General features: G+C 67.4%; 16 protein-coding genes. 8 read left to right on the top strand and 8 right to left on the bottom strand.

The annotated features are described in order from the left end of the window. Nucleotides 1-7 precede the first annotated feature (7 nt). Nucleotides 8-577 carry a PIN domain-containing protein gene (locus tag E0W60_RS15740; RefSeq protein WP_133097663.1) on the bottom strand — a complete coding sequence of 190 codons (570 nt, stop codon included), beginning with the start codon at nucleotides 575-577 and terminating at the stop codon, nucleotides 8-10. A gap of 49 nt (nucleotides 578-626) precedes the next feature. Here E0W60_RS15740 and yaaA point away from each other — a divergent pair, with 49 nt between their 5' ends. Both yaaA and E0W60_RS15750 read left to right on the top strand, forming a co-directional pair. Next, on the top strand, nucleotides 627-1,412 hold the full coding sequence (gene yaaA, locus E0W60_RS15745) for a peroxide stress protein YaaA (RefSeq protein ID WP_133097664.1): 786 nt from the start codon (nucleotides 627-629) through the stop codon (nucleotides 1,410-1,412). A 41-nt stretch (nucleotides 1,413-1,453) separates the two neighbouring features. Beyond that, complete coding sequence (locus E0W60_RS15750; protein ID WP_135704906.1) at nucleotides 1,454-2,596, top strand: M14 family metallopeptidase; 1,143 nt, start codon at nucleotides 1,454-1,456, stop codon at nucleotides 2,594-2,596. Nucleotides 2,597-2,679: 83 nt separating this feature from the next. Here E0W60_RS15750 and E0W60_RS15755 read toward each other — a convergent pair whose 3' ends face one another. The 3 genes from E0W60_RS15755 to E0W60_RS15765 all read right to left on the bottom strand — a co-directional run bounded on the left by E0W60_RS15755 (nucleotide 2,680) and on the right by E0W60_RS15765 (nucleotide 5,619). Then, on the bottom strand, nucleotides 2,680-3,462 hold the full coding sequence (locus tag E0W60_RS15755) for a BspC domain-containing protein (RefSeq protein ID WP_431189902.1): 783 nt from the start codon (nucleotides 3,460-3,462) through the stop codon (nucleotides 2,680-2,682). Nucleotides 3,463-3,728: 266 nt separating this feature from the next. Continuing rightward, nucleotides 3,729-4,616 carry an N-formylglutamate amidohydrolase gene (locus E0W60_RS15760; protein WP_133097666.1) on the bottom strand — a complete coding sequence of 296 codons (888 nt, stop codon included), beginning with the start codon at nucleotides 4,614-4,616 and terminating at the stop codon, nucleotides 3,729-3,731. 16 nt (nucleotides 4,617-4,632) lie between these two features. Continuing rightward, nucleotides 4,633-5,619: a Bug family tripartite tricarboxylate transporter substrate binding protein gene (locus E0W60_RS15765; protein ID WP_133097667.1), complete on the bottom strand. Its 987-nt coding sequence runs from the start codon at nucleotides 5,617-5,619 to the stop codon at nucleotides 4,633-4,635. A gap of 128 nt (nucleotides 5,620-5,747) precedes the next feature. Between E0W60_RS15765 and E0W60_RS15770 the strand changes: the two genes are divergently transcribed. Beyond that, nucleotides 5,748-6,695 carry a LysR family transcriptional regulator gene (locus E0W60_RS15770; RefSeq protein ID WP_133097668.1) on the top strand — a complete coding sequence of 316 codons (948 nt, stop codon included), beginning with the start codon at nucleotides 5,748-5,750 and terminating at the stop codon, nucleotides 6,693-6,695. On the opposite strand, the gene E0W60_RS15775 is transcribed toward E0W60_RS15770, so the two are convergent. After that, entirely contained in the window at nucleotides 6,692-7,600 is a 909-nt protein-coding gene (locus E0W60_RS15775; protein WP_240745942.1) for a LysR family transcriptional regulator, read from the bottom strand. The genes E0W60_RS15770 and E0W60_RS15775 overlap by 4 nt on opposite strands. A gap of 105 nt (nucleotides 7,601-7,705) precedes the next feature. Between E0W60_RS15775 and mdlC the strand changes: the two genes are divergently transcribed. From mdlC to E0W60_RS15790, 3 genes are all read left to right on the top strand, one after another. After that, on the top strand, nucleotides 7,706-9,310 hold the full coding sequence (gene mdlC / locus E0W60_RS15780) for a benzoylformate decarboxylase (RefSeq protein ID WP_135704908.1): 1,605 nt from the start codon (nucleotides 7,706-7,708) through the stop codon (nucleotides 9,308-9,310). Between the two features lie 55 nt (nucleotides 9,311-9,365). Further along, on the top strand, nucleotides 9,366-10,817 hold the full coding sequence (locus E0W60_RS15785) for an aldehyde dehydrogenase (RefSeq protein ID WP_135704909.1): 1,452 nt from the start codon (nucleotides 9,366-9,368) through the stop codon (nucleotides 10,815-10,817). Nucleotides 10,818-10,902: 85 nt separating this feature from the next. Then, nucleotides 10,903-11,892: a Bug family tripartite tricarboxylate transporter substrate binding protein gene (locus E0W60_RS15790; RefSeq protein ID WP_135704910.1), complete on the top strand. Its 990-nt coding sequence runs from the start codon at nucleotides 10,903-10,905 to the stop codon at nucleotides 11,890-11,892. 256 nt (nucleotides 11,893-12,148) lie between these two features. Here the strand turns inward: E0W60_RS15790 and E0W60_RS15800 are convergent, their stop codons facing one another. The 3 genes from E0W60_RS15800 to E0W60_RS15810 are packed head-to-tail and all read right to left on the bottom strand — an operon-like array spanning nucleotide 12,149 to nucleotide 14,853. Next, nucleotides 12,149-13,324, bottom strand: a complete 1,176-nt coding sequence (locus E0W60_RS15800) for a vWA domain-containing protein (RefSeq protein WP_135704911.1) — start codon at nucleotides 13,322-13,324, stop codon at nucleotides 12,149-12,151. A 30-nt stretch (nucleotides 13,325-13,354) separates the two neighbouring features. Next, nucleotides 13,355-13,948, bottom strand: a complete 594-nt coding sequence (locus E0W60_RS15805; protein ID WP_133097674.1) for a GNAT family N-acetyltransferase — start codon at nucleotides 13,946-13,948, stop codon at nucleotides 13,355-13,357. A 14-nt stretch (nucleotides 13,949-13,962) separates the two neighbouring features. Then, a complete protein-coding gene (locus E0W60_RS15810; protein ID WP_133097675.1) occupies nucleotides 13,963-14,853 on the bottom strand; it encodes an AAA family ATPase in 891 nt (296 codons plus the stop codon). A 547-nt stretch (nucleotides 14,854-15,400) separates the two neighbouring features. On the opposite strand from E0W60_RS15810, the gene E0W60_RS15815 reads away from it, so the two are divergent. Both E0W60_RS15815 and E0W60_RS15820 read left to right on the top strand, forming a co-directional pair. Continuing rightward, the gene (locus E0W60_RS15815; protein WP_133097676.1) at nucleotides 15,401-15,748 is read left to right on the top strand and encodes a c-type cytochrome; all 348 of its coding nucleotides are present in this window, start codon (nucleotides 15,401-15,403) and stop codon (nucleotides 15,746-15,748) included. 10 nt (nucleotides 15,749-15,758) lie between these two features. Next, nucleotides 15,759-16,157, top strand: coding sequence for a c-type cytochrome (locus E0W60_RS15820; protein ID WP_135704912.1), 399 nt, complete (start codon nucleotides 15,759-15,761; stop codon nucleotides 16,155-16,157). The last annotated feature ends 55 nt before the right edge of the window (nucleotides 16,158-16,212 follow it).

Genomic DNA, 16,212 nt, shown 5'->3' on the forward strand with positions numbered 1-16,212 from the left:
GGCAATTCTAAAGCGGATCGGCCGTGGTGTTGGCTGTGATGTCGGCGGTGCTGGCGGCGGTGTCGACCCGCGCGGCCAGCCAGGCGCCGAAGCCCGGCGGCGTCAGCACCTCGACGCCGCTGGAGCGGCGCAGCCGGCTGCGCAGCTTGAGCACCGCCTTGTCCTTCGACACCAGGCACGCCGCGCCGGCAAAGTGGGCCAGTTCGACAAACTTCTGGTCGTCGGTGTCCTTGCAGCGGGGCAGCCTGATGGCGTCGGCCTCGTCCTGCGGCGGCAGCGGTTCGAGGCGGGCCAGGCGGTCGACGGTGGCCAGCGCGGCGTCGATATCCACCTCGAAGCGGGCAAATTGCGGATAAGCCAGCACCCGGCGCAGTTCTTCACGGCAATCGGCGCGGATCACCGGGGCGATGGCGCCGGCTTCGAGCGCGTGCCGGATCGGCTCGACATGCGGGTCGCGAAACACCAGCAGGTCGACCCAGATATTGGAGTCGAGCACCACGCAGGGTGCGCCCGCTGGCGCGGATGTGATGCCGGCGGGGCTGGCGGGATGGTCGGTTCCGGTACTGTCGAGGCGCATTCGCTACAATCTTGGCTGGTTTGTCCTTGGCTATAGCCGCGATTTTGCCATGCTCATCGTTTTGTCTCCCGCCAAGTCCCTGGACTACGAGACACCCCCGCGCATCAAGACCCATACGCTGCCGCGTTTCATCGACCGTTCCGCCACGCTGATCGAGCGCCTGCGCAAGCTCGCGCCGCAGGACGTGGGCACGCTGATGGACATCTCCGACAAGCTTGCCGTGCTCAACGTCACGCGCTATGCCGAGTGGTCGCCCGAGTTCACCGCCGCCAACAGCAAGCAGGCGGTGCTGGCCTTCAACGGCGACGTCTACGACGGTCTCGACGCGAAGACGCTGAGCGCCGAGGACCTCGGCTTCGCGCAGAAGCACCTGCGCATCCTGTCCGGCCTGTACGGCGTGCTGCGTCCGCTGGACTGGATGCAGCCCTACCGGCTGGAAATGGGGACGCGCCTCGACAACGCAGCCGGCAAGGACCTGTATGCATTCTGGGGCGACGAGGTCACGCAGACGATCAACGGCGACATGGCTGCGCTGAAGCAGGAAGGCTCGCCAGTGCTGGTCAACCTGGCCTCGGAAGAGTATTTCAAGGTGGTGCGGCCCAAGGTGCTGCAGGCACGCATCGTCACGCCGGTGTTCGAGGACTGGAAGGGCGGGCGCTACAAGATCATCTCGTTCCACGCCAAGCGCGCGCGCGGCACGATGGCGCGCTACGCGGTCACGCACCGCATCACCGAGCCGGAAAAGCTCAAGCGCTTCGCCGGGGACGGCTATGCCTTCGACGCCTCCGCTTCCGACGCCGGCCGCTGGGTGTTCCGCCGCCGCCTGGAAGACTGAACCCCGGAAGACCGAACCCTAACGAAACGAGACCGCCAGCCATGCCTTCCGCCCTGCATATTTCCTCGCATTTCGATTCGGGTGCCATCGAGGTCGAGGCGCTCGACCGTGCCGACGATATCCGCCTGCGCATCCGCGCCGATTCGCACGCCGACTTCCGGCAGTGGTTCCATTTCCGCCTGCAGGGCGCGGCGGGGCAGGCGTGCCGGATGCACTTCCTCAACGCGGGCGATTGCACTTATCCGGATGGCTGGCGCGACTACCGCGCGGTGGCCTCGTATGACCGCGCGCACTGGTTCCGCGTGCCGACCAGCTTCGACGGCAAGGTGATGACGGTGGAGTTCACGCCGGAGCACGACAGCGTCTGGTTCGCGTATTTCGAGCCCTATCCCGACGAGCGCCACCTGTCGCTGCTGGCGAGCTGCCAGCGCTCGCCGCTGGCGCAGCTGTCGCACCTGGGCAGCACCGTCGACGGGCGCGACATGACCCGCGCCACGCTGGGCCAGCCCGGCCCCGGCAAGAAGACCATCTGGATGATCGCGCGCCAGCATCCGGGCGAGAGCATGGCCGAATGGTTTGTCGAAGGCGTGCTGCAGCGGCTGACCGGCACCGGCATCTGGGCCGGCGATCCGGTCGCGCGCAGGCTGCTCGAGCGCGCCGTGTTCCATATCGTGCCGAACATGAACCCGGATGGCTCGGCGCGCGGCAACCTGCGCACCAACGCCGCCGGCGCCAACCTGAACCGCGAATGGATGTCGCCCAGCGCGGATACCAGCCCGGAGGTCTACCACGTGCGCCGCGCCATCGAGGCCACGGGGTGCGACATGTTCTTCGATATCCACGGCGACGAGGGCCTGCCGTACAACTTCGTCGCCGGCAGCGAGATGCTGCCCGGCTTTACCGAAGCGCGCCGGCGCGAGCAGCAGCGCTTCATCGAAGCCTTCAAGCGTGCTTCGCCGGACTTCCAGGACGTGCACGGCTATGCCGCCAGCAAGTACAACGCCGACGCGCTCAAGCTCGCGTCCAAGTACATCGGCCATACCTTCGGCTGCCTGGCGCTGACGCTGGAAATGCCGTTCAAGGACAACGCCGACTTGCCCGATCCGGCGGTGGGCTGGAACGGCGCGCGCAGCGCGCTGCTGGGTACGGCGATGCTGCAGGCGATCCTGGATTACCTGGGCTGAGGTGGTGTCTCTCTCGCACGCTGAGGGTTTGCTCCCCTCTCCCTGATGGGAGAGGGGCGGGAGAGGGGAGACAACCAGCGAGCTTACTGCTTCTTCTTGGCCGTGCTGCTCGTCTTCGCCGACCCTGACGCCGCTTTCGACGAAGCCGACTTGGTCGACTTGGCCGCCGAAGACTTGCCCGACTTCGACGACGCCGTGCTCTTGCCCTTGCCCTTGCGGCTCTTGCCGGACGACGTGGCCTGGCTCGACGTGGGCACCGCAGGCGCGGCAGCGGGTTCGCTGATGGTGGCGCCGCCGGGGTCCTGCAGTTCGTACGCCAGCATCATGCCGTCGTCGTAGCCGCAGCGCACGCGCACGGGCTGCCAGTCGTCGCCGCGGCGCTTGTGTGCGGTGGCGTTGAACGTCACCACGGTACTGACCGGCACGGCCTGCTTGCCGGGCGAGAAGCGTCCGCTCCAGGGCTCGGTCGTGGCCTGCCCGGCGGCGAGCGCGCCGGTGGGGATCTTCAGGGCATCGTAGCTGGCCGAGCGCGGCACTACCCAGCTGGCGTGCGCGGCGCAGTCGGCCACGTCGCTGCTGGCGTTCTCGGTCTTCATCAGCTGCTCGCGCATGCGTGCGCGGTACTCGGACAGGCTGACACGGCCGCGATCGGGCAGGGTGATGGTCTTGGTGGGCGGGGTGGAGGAAGCGGCAGGAGCGGGGGCGGGCCGGGCAGGAGCGGCCGTCGGGGCGGCGGCAGCAGGGGCCTGCGCGGCGGCCTCGTCGGCCGGCATGTTGGCGCAGCCCGCCAGCCCGATCGCACCGGCCACCGCGGCAGCCAACATGCGGAGCCGGCTGCCGAGCAGTTCGGAAATTCGTCGGATCACAGTGTTTGCGGTGTTCGCGTTCTGGGATTGGCTTGCCGGCGCAGGGGCCGGCAGGCCGGGTAGCTTCGCAAAGGAATGCCATGATAGAGGAAACCTATCCGGCAAAGTTCCTAAATCTTGTTACCTATTCTTCTAACGCAATGACGACGCGCAGGAACGGGCCTGCTTTCTAGCAGATATTTCCCACGCCGCACAACTGCGGGGAACCCGCACGGCCGGTCCGCGGTGATCCCGCGCGGCCCGGCCGTGGTGCGTTGGCAAACGCCTCAGGCCACGCGCGAGGGCATCGCGCGCGTAAAGCGCAGCAAATCGTCGAGCAGTGCGTTCAGGTCATGGCGCAGCTTGGCGAAGCCGGCGGTGTGGGTCAGGCCCACCTCGTCCATGTACAGCTTGCGGTTGACCTCGAGCTGCAGGCTGTGGCGACCGGCCTGCGGCTGGCCGACCACGCGCACGATTTCCACGCCCTTGTAGGGGTGGTTGCGCCAGACCTCGTAGCCCATGTCCTTGAGCACGCCTTCGATGCGGTCGGTGAAGCGCTTGTCGCAGGTGGTGCCGTCACGGTCGCCGACGACAAAGTCGGGATGCTCCAGGCCGGGGAACTCGGTCGCGTATGGCGCGGCGTGGCTCGGCATCGAATGGCAGTTGATGTGCCAGGCGCTGCCGTGGCTGGTGACGGCGTGATCGGCCAGTTTCTGCAGCTGCGCGTAGTAGGGCAGGTAGCAGCGGTTGATGCGCGACTGCACTTCTTCGACGCCGAGCTTGCGGTCGTAGATCGCCTCGCCGCTGTCGAGCACGCGCCAGACGAGGCCCTTGCCAAGCCGGGTCTTGGAGGTTTCCTGCTTCGCGCCGGGCCAGGGGGCGTCGAGCAGGGCTTCGTCGATTTCCTCCAGCGCGCGGTTGGCGTCGAGGTAGCTGCGCGGGAAGCCCGCGCACAAGAGCGGGATGCCGCGCGCCGGCGCGCCGGCGTAGAGCTCATCGACGAAGGTGTCCTCGGCCTGCCGCAGCAGCTGCAGCGGCAGGGCGGGATCGGGGCGGAAGTCCGTCGGGTAGGTGGTCGCGCTGTGCGGCGAATCCAGGAACAGCGGGGCGGGCTCGCCCTCCGGCTGGTACAGGAAGTACGGACTATCCGCGGTGGTTCGGTCGGTATCGGTCATGGTGCTGCGCCAGTGGTCAGTCGAGCGAGATCTTGGCGGCCGCGGCCACGCGCTTGTTCTTGGCCACTTCGCTCCTGATCTGCGCGGCGAAGTGAGCCGGGGTGTCGCCCACCGGGGTCGCGCCCAGCTTTTCCAGCTTGGCCTTGACTTCCGGCGTTGCCAGCACCTTGACGGCGGCGGCATGCAGCTTGTTCTGGATGTCGGCCGGCAGGTTGGCCGGCGCGATCAGGCCGAACCACGCGGCGTCGTTGACCTCGCCCAGGCCCAGCTCGGCGAAGGTCGGCACGTTCGGCAGCGCCGCCACGCGCTTGGGCGCGGCCACGGCCAGCGCGCGCAGCTTGCCGCCTTCGATGAACGGCAGCGACGACGGCAGGTTGTCGAACAGCACCTGCACCTGGCCGGCCAGCGCGTCGTTCAGCGCCGGGCCCACGCCCTTGTACGGCACGTGCAGCAGTTCGGTCTTGCTGCTCATCTTGAACAGTTCCCCCATCATGTGCGAGACGCTGCCGTTGCCGGCCGAGCCATAGGCCAGCTTGTTCGGCTGCGATTGCGCCAGCGCGATGAAGGACTTCATGTCGGTGGCCTTGACCGCCGGGTTGATGCTCATCACGTTCGGCACCGAGGCCAGGTTGGTGATGGTGGTGAAGTCCTTGGTTGCATCGTAGGACAGGCGCGGGTAGACCGCAGGGTTGATGCCGTGGGTCGAGGCCGTGGCAATGCCCAGCGTGTAGCCGTCGGGCGCCGCCTTCGACAGGAAGGTGGTGCCGATGCTGCCGCCGGCGCCGCCGCGGTTGTCGACCACCACGGCCTGGCCCAGTTGCTGGCCGAGCTTGTCGGCAACGATGCGCGCGACGATATCGGTGGTGCCGCCGGCGGGGAAGGGCACGACCAGCGTGATCGGCTTGGTCGGGTAGCCGGACTGGGCGGCGGCGCTGAACGACAGGCCGGTGGCGAGGGCGGCCGAGGTGGCGGCCAGGACGCGGAGGAGGTGGCGACGTTGCATGATGTGTGGGGAAAGGTATCGAGAAAGAGACAAAGGCGTTTTCACGATTCTGCTCGTCCAGGCAGGACCCTCGCAAACGAAATAAAATCCCTAGCTCATTCCATTTGGTCGTGAAGTAGAGGTGAATTATGCGACGCATGTGTCCGTCGCTGACCGAGTTGCAGGCCTTCGAGGCCGCGGCCCGGCACAACAGTTTCACCGTCGCCGCACGCGAACTGCATGTGACGCAGGGGGCGGTCAGCAAGCAGGTGCGCAGCCTGGAGGCTTACCTTGGCGTGGAGCTGTTCGAGCGCGTGCGTCAGCGCCTGGTGCTGACCACGGCGGGAGAGCGCTACCTGGAGCGCATCGGGCCAAGCCTCAACGAACTGGAGGCCGCCACCGTCGAACTGATGGCGCGCCAGGGCCGCGGCGGCGTGTTGCATATCGCAAGCATGCCGACATTGGGCGCGAAGTGGCTGATCCCGCGCCTGCCGCAGTTCTTTGCGCGGCATCCGGAGGTAACGCTGGAATTCGTGCCGCATGCGCAGGGCTACGATTTTTCCGAGCCGGATCTGGATGCGGCGATCCGCTTCGGCGATGGCGTCTGGCCAGGCAGCCTGGCGGACTACATGACCGGACGCGAAGTGCTACCGGTATGCCGGCCGGGCCTGCTGGCACAGGAACCGCACGGCGTCGCGCGCACGCCGGCCGCCTTGCTGCACTATCCGCTGCTGCACCACACCACCGTGCCCGAGGCCTGGCCCGACTGGTTCGCCACGCTCGGCGTAACCACGCGGCAGGCGTGGAGCGGCGCGCGTTTCGACCAGTTCTCGTTGCTGACGCAGGCCGCGCTGTCGGGGCTGGGCATTGCGCTGATCCCGCGCTGCCTGATCGAACAGGAACTCGCCAGCGGGGCGCTGGTGGTCGCGCATCCGGCGCAGGTGCTGGCAAAGAAAGGCTATTACCTGTGCTATCCGGAGCAGAAACAGCACCTGCCGGCGCTGCAGATTTTCCGCAAGTGGGTGATGGAGGGTGCAGATGTGCCGGCCGCCGGATCACGGGCCGCCTCGTCCGGGCAAGCGGGTCCGGCGCGCTAGGCTTGCGTTGCAGTCAGGTTACGCAGTTGCTCCAGCAGCCTGACTGCCGGCGCTGGCAGGATGCCGTGCCGGCGCCGGTAGACGGTCAGCCGGCGCGGCGCGCTGGCGCCGGGTATCGGCAGCGGGTGGATCAGCCCGGCCTTCTGCTCGGCCTGGTACATCGGCTCGGCAATCCAGCTGAGGAAGCCGGCGCGCGCGACCAGGCTCTTGAGCGCGATGATCGAGCGCGTTTCGGCAACGATCTCGGGCGGCGCCAGTTCATGCCGCGCGAACAGACGCAGCAGTTCCTCGAACGGCGCGGTGCCGCGCGGCGGCATCACCCAGTGGCAGCCCCGCGTATCGGCCAGCTTCAGGCCGCGCTTGCCCATCAGCGGATGGCCGGTTGCGGCCACCACGTAGCTGGTATCGCTCCAGCCAACATCGCTGACGGCGCAGATCTCGTCGTTTTCCGGCAGGGCAATGCCGATGGCCAGGTCGATCTCGCGCTTGGCCAGCGCATCGGCGAGGAAATCGCCCACTCCTTCGATGATGCGCAGCCGCAGATTGGGCCAGCGCGCCAGCACGGCCTCGATGGCCTGCGGCAGCACGCCGCTGACCACGCTGGCGACGGCGCCGACACGGATGGTGCCGCTGGCCAGCCCGCGCAGCGCGCGGACGGCCTCGATGGCGTGGTCGGCTTCGTGGCGCAGCAGGGTGGCGTGGGGCAGCAGCGCCTCGCCGTAGGCGGTCAGCACCATGCCGGTGGAATAGCGTTCGAACAGCGGGGCACCCAGTTGGGCTTCCAGCCGCTGGATGGTACGGCTTAGCGCCGGCTGGGTCAGGTTCAGGTGGGCCGCGGCGCGCCCCAGGCTGCGGTGCTCGCAGACAGCAAGGAAGGCCTGGATTTGGCGCAGATCGAGGGTCATGCAGAATGGTAATGACTTTGCCCGGAATTGGCAATTTTCAGGCAAGGGCAGCGTGTCCATACTGTGGCGCAAGTCAACCCATCCCAGCCCTAGGAACCGACCGCCATGGCGCCTATCGCCCCTTCCAGCCCACCCCAGCTGCCTGTCACTGTCCGCGGCGCCGTCCTGGACCTGCTCCGGGCCTTTGGCATGACTTCGGTGTTCGGCAATCCCGGCTCGACCGAACTGCCGCTATTCCTGGATTTCCCTGCTGATTTCCGTTACGTGCTGGGCCTGCAGGAGTCGGTCGTGGTCGGCATGGCCGACGGCTACGCCCAGGCCACGCGCAACGCCGCCTTCGTCAACCTGCACTCGGCCGCCGGCGTCGGGCATGCCATGGGCAGCATCTTCACTGCCTTCAAGAACCGCACGCCGCTGGTGATCACTGCCGGCCAGCAGGCGCGCTCGATCCTGCCGTACGAACCGTTCCTCTATTCGGCGCAGGCAACGGAGCTGCCCAAGCCATACGTGAAGTGGAGCTGCGAGCCGGCACGCGCCGAAGACGTGCCGCTGGCGATTGCGCGCGGCTACTACATCGCCATGCAGCCGCCGCGCGGGCCGGTGCTGATCTCCATTCCGGCCGATGACTGGGCCCGTCCCTGCGAGCCGGTACTGCCACGCACGGTCAGCACCGAGATCGGGGCCCAGCCCGCGCTGCTCGCGCAGATCGGCGACGCGCTCGACGCCAGCCGCCGTCCCGCTTTGGTGGTCGGCGCGGCCGTCGATCGTGACGGCGCCTGGGATGACGTCGTGCGGCTGGCCGAGCGGCACCAGGCTTCGGTGTGGGTCGCGCCGATGTCAGGGCGCTGCGGCTTTCCCGAAGACCATCCGCTGTTTGCCGGATTCCTGCCGGCCATGCGCGAGAAGATCGTCGCGCTGCTGGCCGGGCATGACCTGATCTTTGCCGTGGGCGCACCCGCGTTCACCTATCACGTGGAGGGCTTCGGCCCGCACGTGCCGCCGGGCGCGCAGCTGGTCCAGCTGACCGAGGACGCCAGTGCCGCAGCCTGGGCACCGGCGGGCACGAGCGCGGTCGGCAGCATCCGCCAGGGTGTGGCCGGCCTGCTGGCCCGTCCCGCCCCGCCGCGCCGCGAAGCCCCGCCGCCAAGGCAGCCCGCGCCGCGCGCGCAGCCGGGCGCGCCGATGAGCGTGGCCTACGTGCTGCAGACCCTGGCCGAGCTGCGCGATCCGGAGTCGATCATCGTCGAGGAAGCGCCGAGCGCGCGCCCGGTGATGCATCGCTACCTGCCGATCGTGCGCAGCGAGACCTTCTACACGATGTGCAGCGGCGGCCTGGGCTTCGGGCTGCCGGCGGCTGTTGGCGTGGCATTGGGCAAGCCAGGGCGCAAGGTGATCGGCCTGGTCGGCGACGGGTCCAGCATGTACGCGATCCAGGCGTTGTGGAGCGCCGCGCAGCTGAAACTGCCGATCACGTTCATCGTGCTGAACAACCGCCGCTACGCGGCGCTGCAGGAATTCGCGCCCACCTTCGGCTTCGGCCACGGCGATCCGCTGGTGGGCACGGCTCTGCCCGACCTCGATTTCGTGGCGCTCGCGCGCGGCCATGGCTGCGAGGCGGTGCGGATCCGCACCGCGTCAGCGCTGCCCGATGCGCTGGCCACGGCGCTGCAATCCAGCGTGCCGACCGTGGTCGAGATCGAGGTGGCCTAGCCGCTTTCCCTTTCCATGCCGCGCCGGCATGCCAGAACAACAGAGGAGACAGACCATGCAGACCATCACCATGCTGATCGGCGGCGAGCGTACGCCGGCCGCCAGCGGCGCAACCTTCGAGCGCCGCAACCCGCTGGACCAGAGCGTCGCCACGCGCGCCCCGGCCGCCGGCAAGGCGGATGCGCTGGCCGCCGTGGCGGCAGCGGCCGATGCCTTCCCGGCGTGGCGCGATACGGGCCCGGGCGATCGCCGGGCGCTGCTGATGCGCGCCGCGCAGTCGCTGGAAAGCAAGGGGGCGGCGATCGCGGCGGCGATGGCGGCGGAGACCGGCGCCTCGGCCCAGTGGGCCGGCTTCAACGTGCATCTGGGCGTCGGCATGCTGCAGGAGGCGGCCGCCCTGACCACGCACATTCATGGCGACGTGATTCCGTCTGACGTGCCGGGCAGCGTTGCCATGGCGGTGCGGCAGGGCGCGGGCGTGGTGCTTGGCATCGCGCCCTGGAACGCGCCGGTCATCCTCGGCGTGCGTGCGGTGGCGACCGCGCTTGCCTGCGGCAACACCGTGGTGCTCAAGGGCTCGGAGATCTGCCCGGCAACGCATGGCCTGATCATCGATGCGCTCGCGCAAGCTGGCTTTCCGCCGGGCGTGGTCAACTTCATCACCAATGCGCCGGCCGACGCCGCCGAGGTGGTGGAGGCCATGGTGGCCCATCCGGCGGTACGGCGCGTCAACTTCACGGGTTCGACGCGCGTGGGCCGGCTGATTGCGCAGGCCTGCGCGCGCCACCTGAAGCCGGCGGTGCTCGAACTGGGCGGCAAGGCGCCGCTGGTGGTGCTCGATGATGCCGACCTCGATGCCGCGGTCGACGCCGCCATCTTCGGCGCCTTCGCCAACTCCGGGCAGATCTGCATGTCCACCGAGCGCATCGTGGTCGATGCCGCCGTGGCCGATGAATTCGTGACATGGTTTGCCGCGCGTGCCGCCGCGCTGCCGCTTGCCGATCCGCGCTCGGGGCCGGCGGTGCTGGGCTCGGTGGTGGACATGAGCACGGTCGAACGCTGCAACGCCATGATCGACGATGCGCTGGCAAAGGGCGCGAAGCTCGCCTGCGGCGGCAAGGCCACGGATACGCTGATGGCCGCGACCGTGCTCGATCATGTCACGCCGGAGATGGACATCTACCACGAGGAATCGTTTGGGCCAGTCAAGGCGGTCGTGCGCATCAGTGGCGTGGAAGCGGCCATCGCCTGCGCCAATGATTCGGAGTACGGGCTTTCCGCCGCCGTGTTCGGGCGCGACATCGCGCGCGCCATGCAGGTCGCGCGGCGCATCGAGTCGGGCATCTGCCATGTCAACGGGCCCACCGTGCATGACGAAGCCCAGATGCCGTTCGGCGGTGTCAAGTCCAGCGGCTATGGCCGCTTTGGCGGCAAGGCCGGCATCGAGGCCTTCACCGAACTGCGCTGGATCACGATGCAGACCACGCCGAGGCAGTATCCGTTCTGAGCAGGACGGCCGGTGGTGGCCGGTGGTGGCCGGTGGCGGCCACTGGCCGCCCGCACATAACGAGAACATTCAGGAGACAAAGCATATGCGATTCCCTTCCCGCATTGCGCGCCCCATTGCCGTGGCAATGTGCGCGCTGGGCCTGGCCGGCAGCGCGGCTGCACAAGGCAATGCCACGCCGTGGCCCGTGAAGCCGATCCGGCTGGTGGTGAACTTCCCGGCCGGCGGCGCGGCCGACACGCTGGCCCGCGGCATTTCACCGACCCTGTCCGAAGCGCTCAAACGCCCCGTGGTGGTGGATAACCGGCCCGGCGCGAACGGCATCGTCGGCGGCGATGCCGTGGCCAAGGCACAGCCGGATGGATACACCTTCCTGCTGACCTCCGGCGGTGCGGTGGCGATCGATCCCTTCCTCTACAAGAAGATGCCCTACGACCCGCTCAGGGACCTGACGCCCGTGGCATCCGTGGCGCTGGTGCGGGTCTACCTGCTGGTGCATCCCTCGCTGCCGGTCAAGACGCTGGGCGAGTTCGTCAGCTACGTGCGCGAGCATCCGGGCAAGCTCAGCTACGGCTCGGCCGGGAACGGCAGCACGCCGCATATCGCGGCGGAAATGTTCAAGCGGTCGGGTGGGCTCGATGCCGTGCACGTGCCGTACAAGGGCGCGGCGCCGGCTTTGGGCGACCTGCTCGCGGGGCAGGTCCAGTTCATGTTCGACCCGGGGCCGGGGCTGCAATACGTTGCCAGCGGCAAGCTGCGCCTGCTCGCGGTGGCCAGCGCCCGGCGCGCACCGCAGTTCCCCGATGTGCCCACGCTGGCCGAAGCCGGCCTGCGGGACGTGGACGGCGATTCGACCTTCGGGGTCTATGCGCCTGCAGGCACGCCGCCGGCCATCCTGGAGCGCATGAACCGCGAGATCAACCAGGCACTGTCCGCTGCGTCGCTACAGGAAAGCGTCAGGAAGCTGGGCGGCACGGCGGAGCCGATGAGCATCCGCGCGTACGGTGAGCGGCAGATCGCCGACCGGGCGCGCTATGGCAGGTTCATCCGGCAGGCAGGGATCACGGTGGACTGACTCGCCGCAGCCAAGGCGGGCGCCGCTGCGCGGCTCAGCGCTCGACGCCGGCAACTCCAACCAGGGCGGCCGGCTGTTCGGGCGCCAGGCCATGGTGTCAATGCCGGCCCGAGCCCGGCCGGCACCAACTGCGCCGGGGAGAACCCGGCCGACAAGAAGGCCTGCCGCGAGTGGTCTGCGCTGCTGCAGTACGAAAGCGGCGGGTGATGCCGCGCAAGGGAACAGGCCGATCGTCCCTAACGCGGCATTCACTCACTCACTTCGACAGCACCTTCATCGCCGATTCCAGCCCCGCCAGCGTGACCGGGTACATGCGCCCCTTCATCAGCTGGTTGATCACCGTGATCGACTGGCGGTACTGCCACAGGCCTTCGGGCTCGGGGTTGAGCCAGACGAAGTGTGGGAACTGCTCGGTCATGCGGTTCAGCCACACCGCGCCGGCCTCGGCGTTGTTGTATTCGACCGAGCCGCCGGGCTGCAGGATCTCGTACGGGCTCATGGTCGCGTCGCCGACGAAGATGATCTTGTAGTCGGACGTGTACTTGTGCAGCAGGTCCCACGTGGCCAGTTTCTCGGCGTGGCGGCGGCGGTTGTTCTTCCACACGTAGTCGTACAGGCAGTTGTGGAAGTAGTAGTACTCCAGGTGCTTGAACTCGGTCTTGGTGGCCGAGAACAGTTCTTCCACGCGCTTGATGTGGTCGTCCATCGAGCCGCCCACGTCCATCAGCATCAGCACCTTGACCTTGTTGTGGCGCTCGGGCCGCAGCTTGATGTCGAGCAGGCCGGCATTGGCCGCGGTCGAGTGGATAGTGTCGTCCAGGTCCAGCTCGGTGTCGGCCCCGTCGCGCGCAAAACGGCGCAGGCGGCGCAGCGCCACCTTGATGTTGCGCGTGCCCAGTTCGACCTGGTCGTCATAGTCCTTGTAGGTGCGCGCTTCCCACACCTTGATCGCGGTGCGGTTGCCCTTGCTCGGGCCGCCGATGCGGATGCCTTCGGGGTTGTAGCCGCCGTGCCCGAACGGCGAGGTGCCGCCGGTGCCGATCCACTTGTTGCCGCCCTCGTGCTTTTCCTTCTGCTCCTCGAGCAGTTGCTTGAGGCGTTCCATCAGCTTGTCGAGGCCGCCCATGGCCTCGATCTTGGCCTTTTCCTCGGCCGACAGCTCGCGCTCCAGCGTCTTCTGCAGCCAGTCGAGCGGGATGTCGGACTTCCAGTCAACCAGGCTTTCCACACCCTTGAAGTAGGCGGCAAAGGCCTGGTCGAACTTGTCGAAGTGCTTCTCGTCCTTGACCAGCGTCATGCGCGACAGGTAGTAGAACTCGTCGATCGAGGGCGTGATGACCTGCGCCTTGAGCGCTTCCAGCATGGTCAGGTATTCCTTGACCGAGACCGGCAGCTTGGCGTGGCGCAGCGAGAAGAAGAAGTCGATCAGCATGATGCCTTGCTCAGGTGATAGGCGGCCGCTTCAGCGCGGACGGTCAAGCTGGAATTGCAGGTGTTGACGCACCGTCGGCCATTCGCTGGCGATGATCGAAAACACCACGGTATCGCGCAACGAGCCGTCCTGCATGCGCTGGTGGTTGCGCAGCACGCCGTCCTGCTTGGCGCCGAGGCGCGCAATCGCGGCGCGGCTCTGCTGGTTCATCCAGTGCGTGCGGAATTCAACGGCGATGCAGTCGAGCTGGTCGAAGGCATGGCCGAGCAGCATCAGCTTGCACTCGGTGTTCAGCGGCGTGCGCTGGACCCGGCGCGCGTACCAGGTCGAGCCGATCTCCACGCGCCGGTTGGCCGCGTCGATATTCATGTAAGTGGTCATGCCCGCCAGTTCGCCCGCGGCGTCGCGCACCGCGAACGGCAGCATCGAGCCCTGCTCCTGCAGGCCCAGGCGCCGCACGATCTCGGCTTCCATGCGCTCGGGCGCGGGCACGCTGGTGTACCAGAGCTTGTACAGCTCGCCGTCGGCGCAGGCGGCGCGCAGGCCGTCGGCGTGCTCGGGTCGCAGCGGCTCCAGCGTGGCGTGCTTGCCGGCCAGGGTCACGGGTTTGGCAAAAGCGGTCATGACAGAATGCTCGCTCAGCGGTTGGCGCGGTTCATGAACACCAGGCGCTCGAACAGGTGCACGTCCTGCTCGTTCTTCAGCAGCGCGCCGTGCAGCGGCGGGATCGCGGCCTTCTTGTCGGGGCTCTTCAGCGCATCGGGCGGGATGTCCTCGGACATCAGCAGCTTGAGCCAGTCGATCAGCTCGGAGGTGGACGGTTTCTTCTTCAGGCCCGGCAGGTTGCGCATCTCGTAGAACGATTCCAGCGCGGCGGCGACCAGCTCGCGCTTGATGCCGGGGTAGTGCACGTCGACGATCTGCTGCATGGTGTCGGCGTCCGGGAACCTGATGTAGTGGAAGAAGCAGCGGCGCAGGAAGGCGTCGGGCAGTTCCTTCTCGTTGTTCGAGGTGATGATCACCAGCGGACGGTGCTTCGCCTTGACCAGTTCGCGCGTCTCGTAGACGTAGAACTCCATGCGATCGAGTTCGCGCAGCAGGTCGTTGGGGAATTCGATGTCGGCCTTGTCGATCTCGTCGATCAGCAGCACCACTTGCTGGTCGGCCTCGAAGGCCTGCCACAGCACGCCCTTGACGATGTAGTTGCGGATGTCGTGCACGCGGTCGTCGCCGAGCTGCGAGTCGCGCAGGCGCGAGACCGCGTCGTACTCGTACAGGCCCTGCTGCGCCTTGGTGGTCGACTTGATATGCCACTGCAGCAGCGGCATGCCGAGCGCGGCGGCCACTTCCTCGGCCAGCATGGTCTTGCCGGTGCCGGGCTCGCCCTTGATCAGCAGCGGGCGCTGCAGCGTGCGCGCGGCGTTGACGGCCAGCTTGAGGTCGTCGGTGGCGACATACTGGTCACTGCCCTCGAAACGGGCCTGCTGGGCGGAAGAAGCTTGGGCGGAAGCGTTGGCGGTGTTTGACATGAGGCAACCTGGAGGTGACGGCCCTGTCTTGGTCGGTTCGGGCCGGGTTGGCGTGTTTGGCGCAGTCTCTTCGCGCTGTCACGCGCGCTTTCATCATGGGCGGTATGGTTCGTCCGGGCCTGCCATCGAGCGTCTGCGAACGGTCGTGCGCTTTCCCGGAATGGGCCAGTATAAAAGACCTTTGCGGTTCGTGTTGGGCGGGCCTGACAGACGGCCGGCATCCAGGGGCGGTAGCTGGACTGCCAGGTGCCGCCTGCTGTACAATGCGCCGGTTTGACGCGCCCCCACGTCCAGTTCTCCAGTATCCGGCAGTCCGCGCTCAGAAGTCCCAGCGGCCCGTCCGGGTCGCGGCGATTGCGCGAGGTGGTTCCAGAATGTGTTCCACATCACGGCAATGATCCCGGATGCCGAATGTCTGGGCGGGTCTGGCGGGTTGCAACTCTTGCAACCCCACCGACAAGCCAGGCTTTCCCCCAGAAGCATTCTGAAACCGTCTCCGCCCGGCAGGGCAGGTCACGCACGGTTTAATTTCCAATCCGCAAAGACAATGAAAAAGCTCCTCACGATGGTGGTGCTGGGCGCGGCTGCAATGGGCGCGCAGGCACAGGAAGTCAAGGGCAATGGAGACGCTGCCAAGGACAAGGTTGCAATGTGCATCGGATGCCACGGCATTCCGGGCTACCGTGCGTCGTTCCCCGAGATCTATGAAGTGCCGATGCTGGGCGGCCAGAGCGCCAAGTACATCGAAAACGCGCTGAAGGCGTACCAGAAGGGCGAGCGCAAGCACCCGACCATGCGCAGCATCGCGGCCACGCTGACCGAGCAGGAAATCGCCGACGTGGCGGCCTACTACTCGCAGCAGAAGCCGAATACCCAGAACAACGCCCTGAAGTAAGAGACCCATCATGAAGACGCTCAAGACGCTTTCGATCGCGCTCGGCGCACTCGTGCTGGGTGCCGCCGCACTGCCGGCTTCGGCCGCCGACCTCGCCAACGGCAAGGCGCTGGTGCAAAAGGGTGCCTGCGTGGCCTGCCACGGCGAGGGCCTGAACAAGCCGATCTCGCCCGACTATCCCAAGCTGGCCGGCCAGCATGCCGACTACCTGTACCACGCGATGGCGTCGTACCAGGTGTCGGGCAACGCGCTGGTGGGCCGCTCCAATGCGATCATGGCCGGCCAGGTCAACGCCAATCCGGCCGTGACCGGCAAGGATGGCAAGCCGCGTCCGTTCACGCGCAAGGAGTTGAAGGATATCGCAGCGTATATCGAGTCGCTGCCGGGCGACCTGGTGCTTAAGAAGTAAGCCATAGCGGCGACCGTCGCGCCGTTGCAGAGGAAAAGGCCGCCTTGGACAGGCG

The sequence above is a fragment of the Cupriavidus oxalaticus genome (genome assembly GCF_004768545.1).
Classification (GTDB): domain Bacteria; phylum Pseudomonadota; class Gammaproteobacteria; order Burkholderiales; family Burkholderiaceae; genus Cupriavidus; species Cupriavidus oxalaticus_A.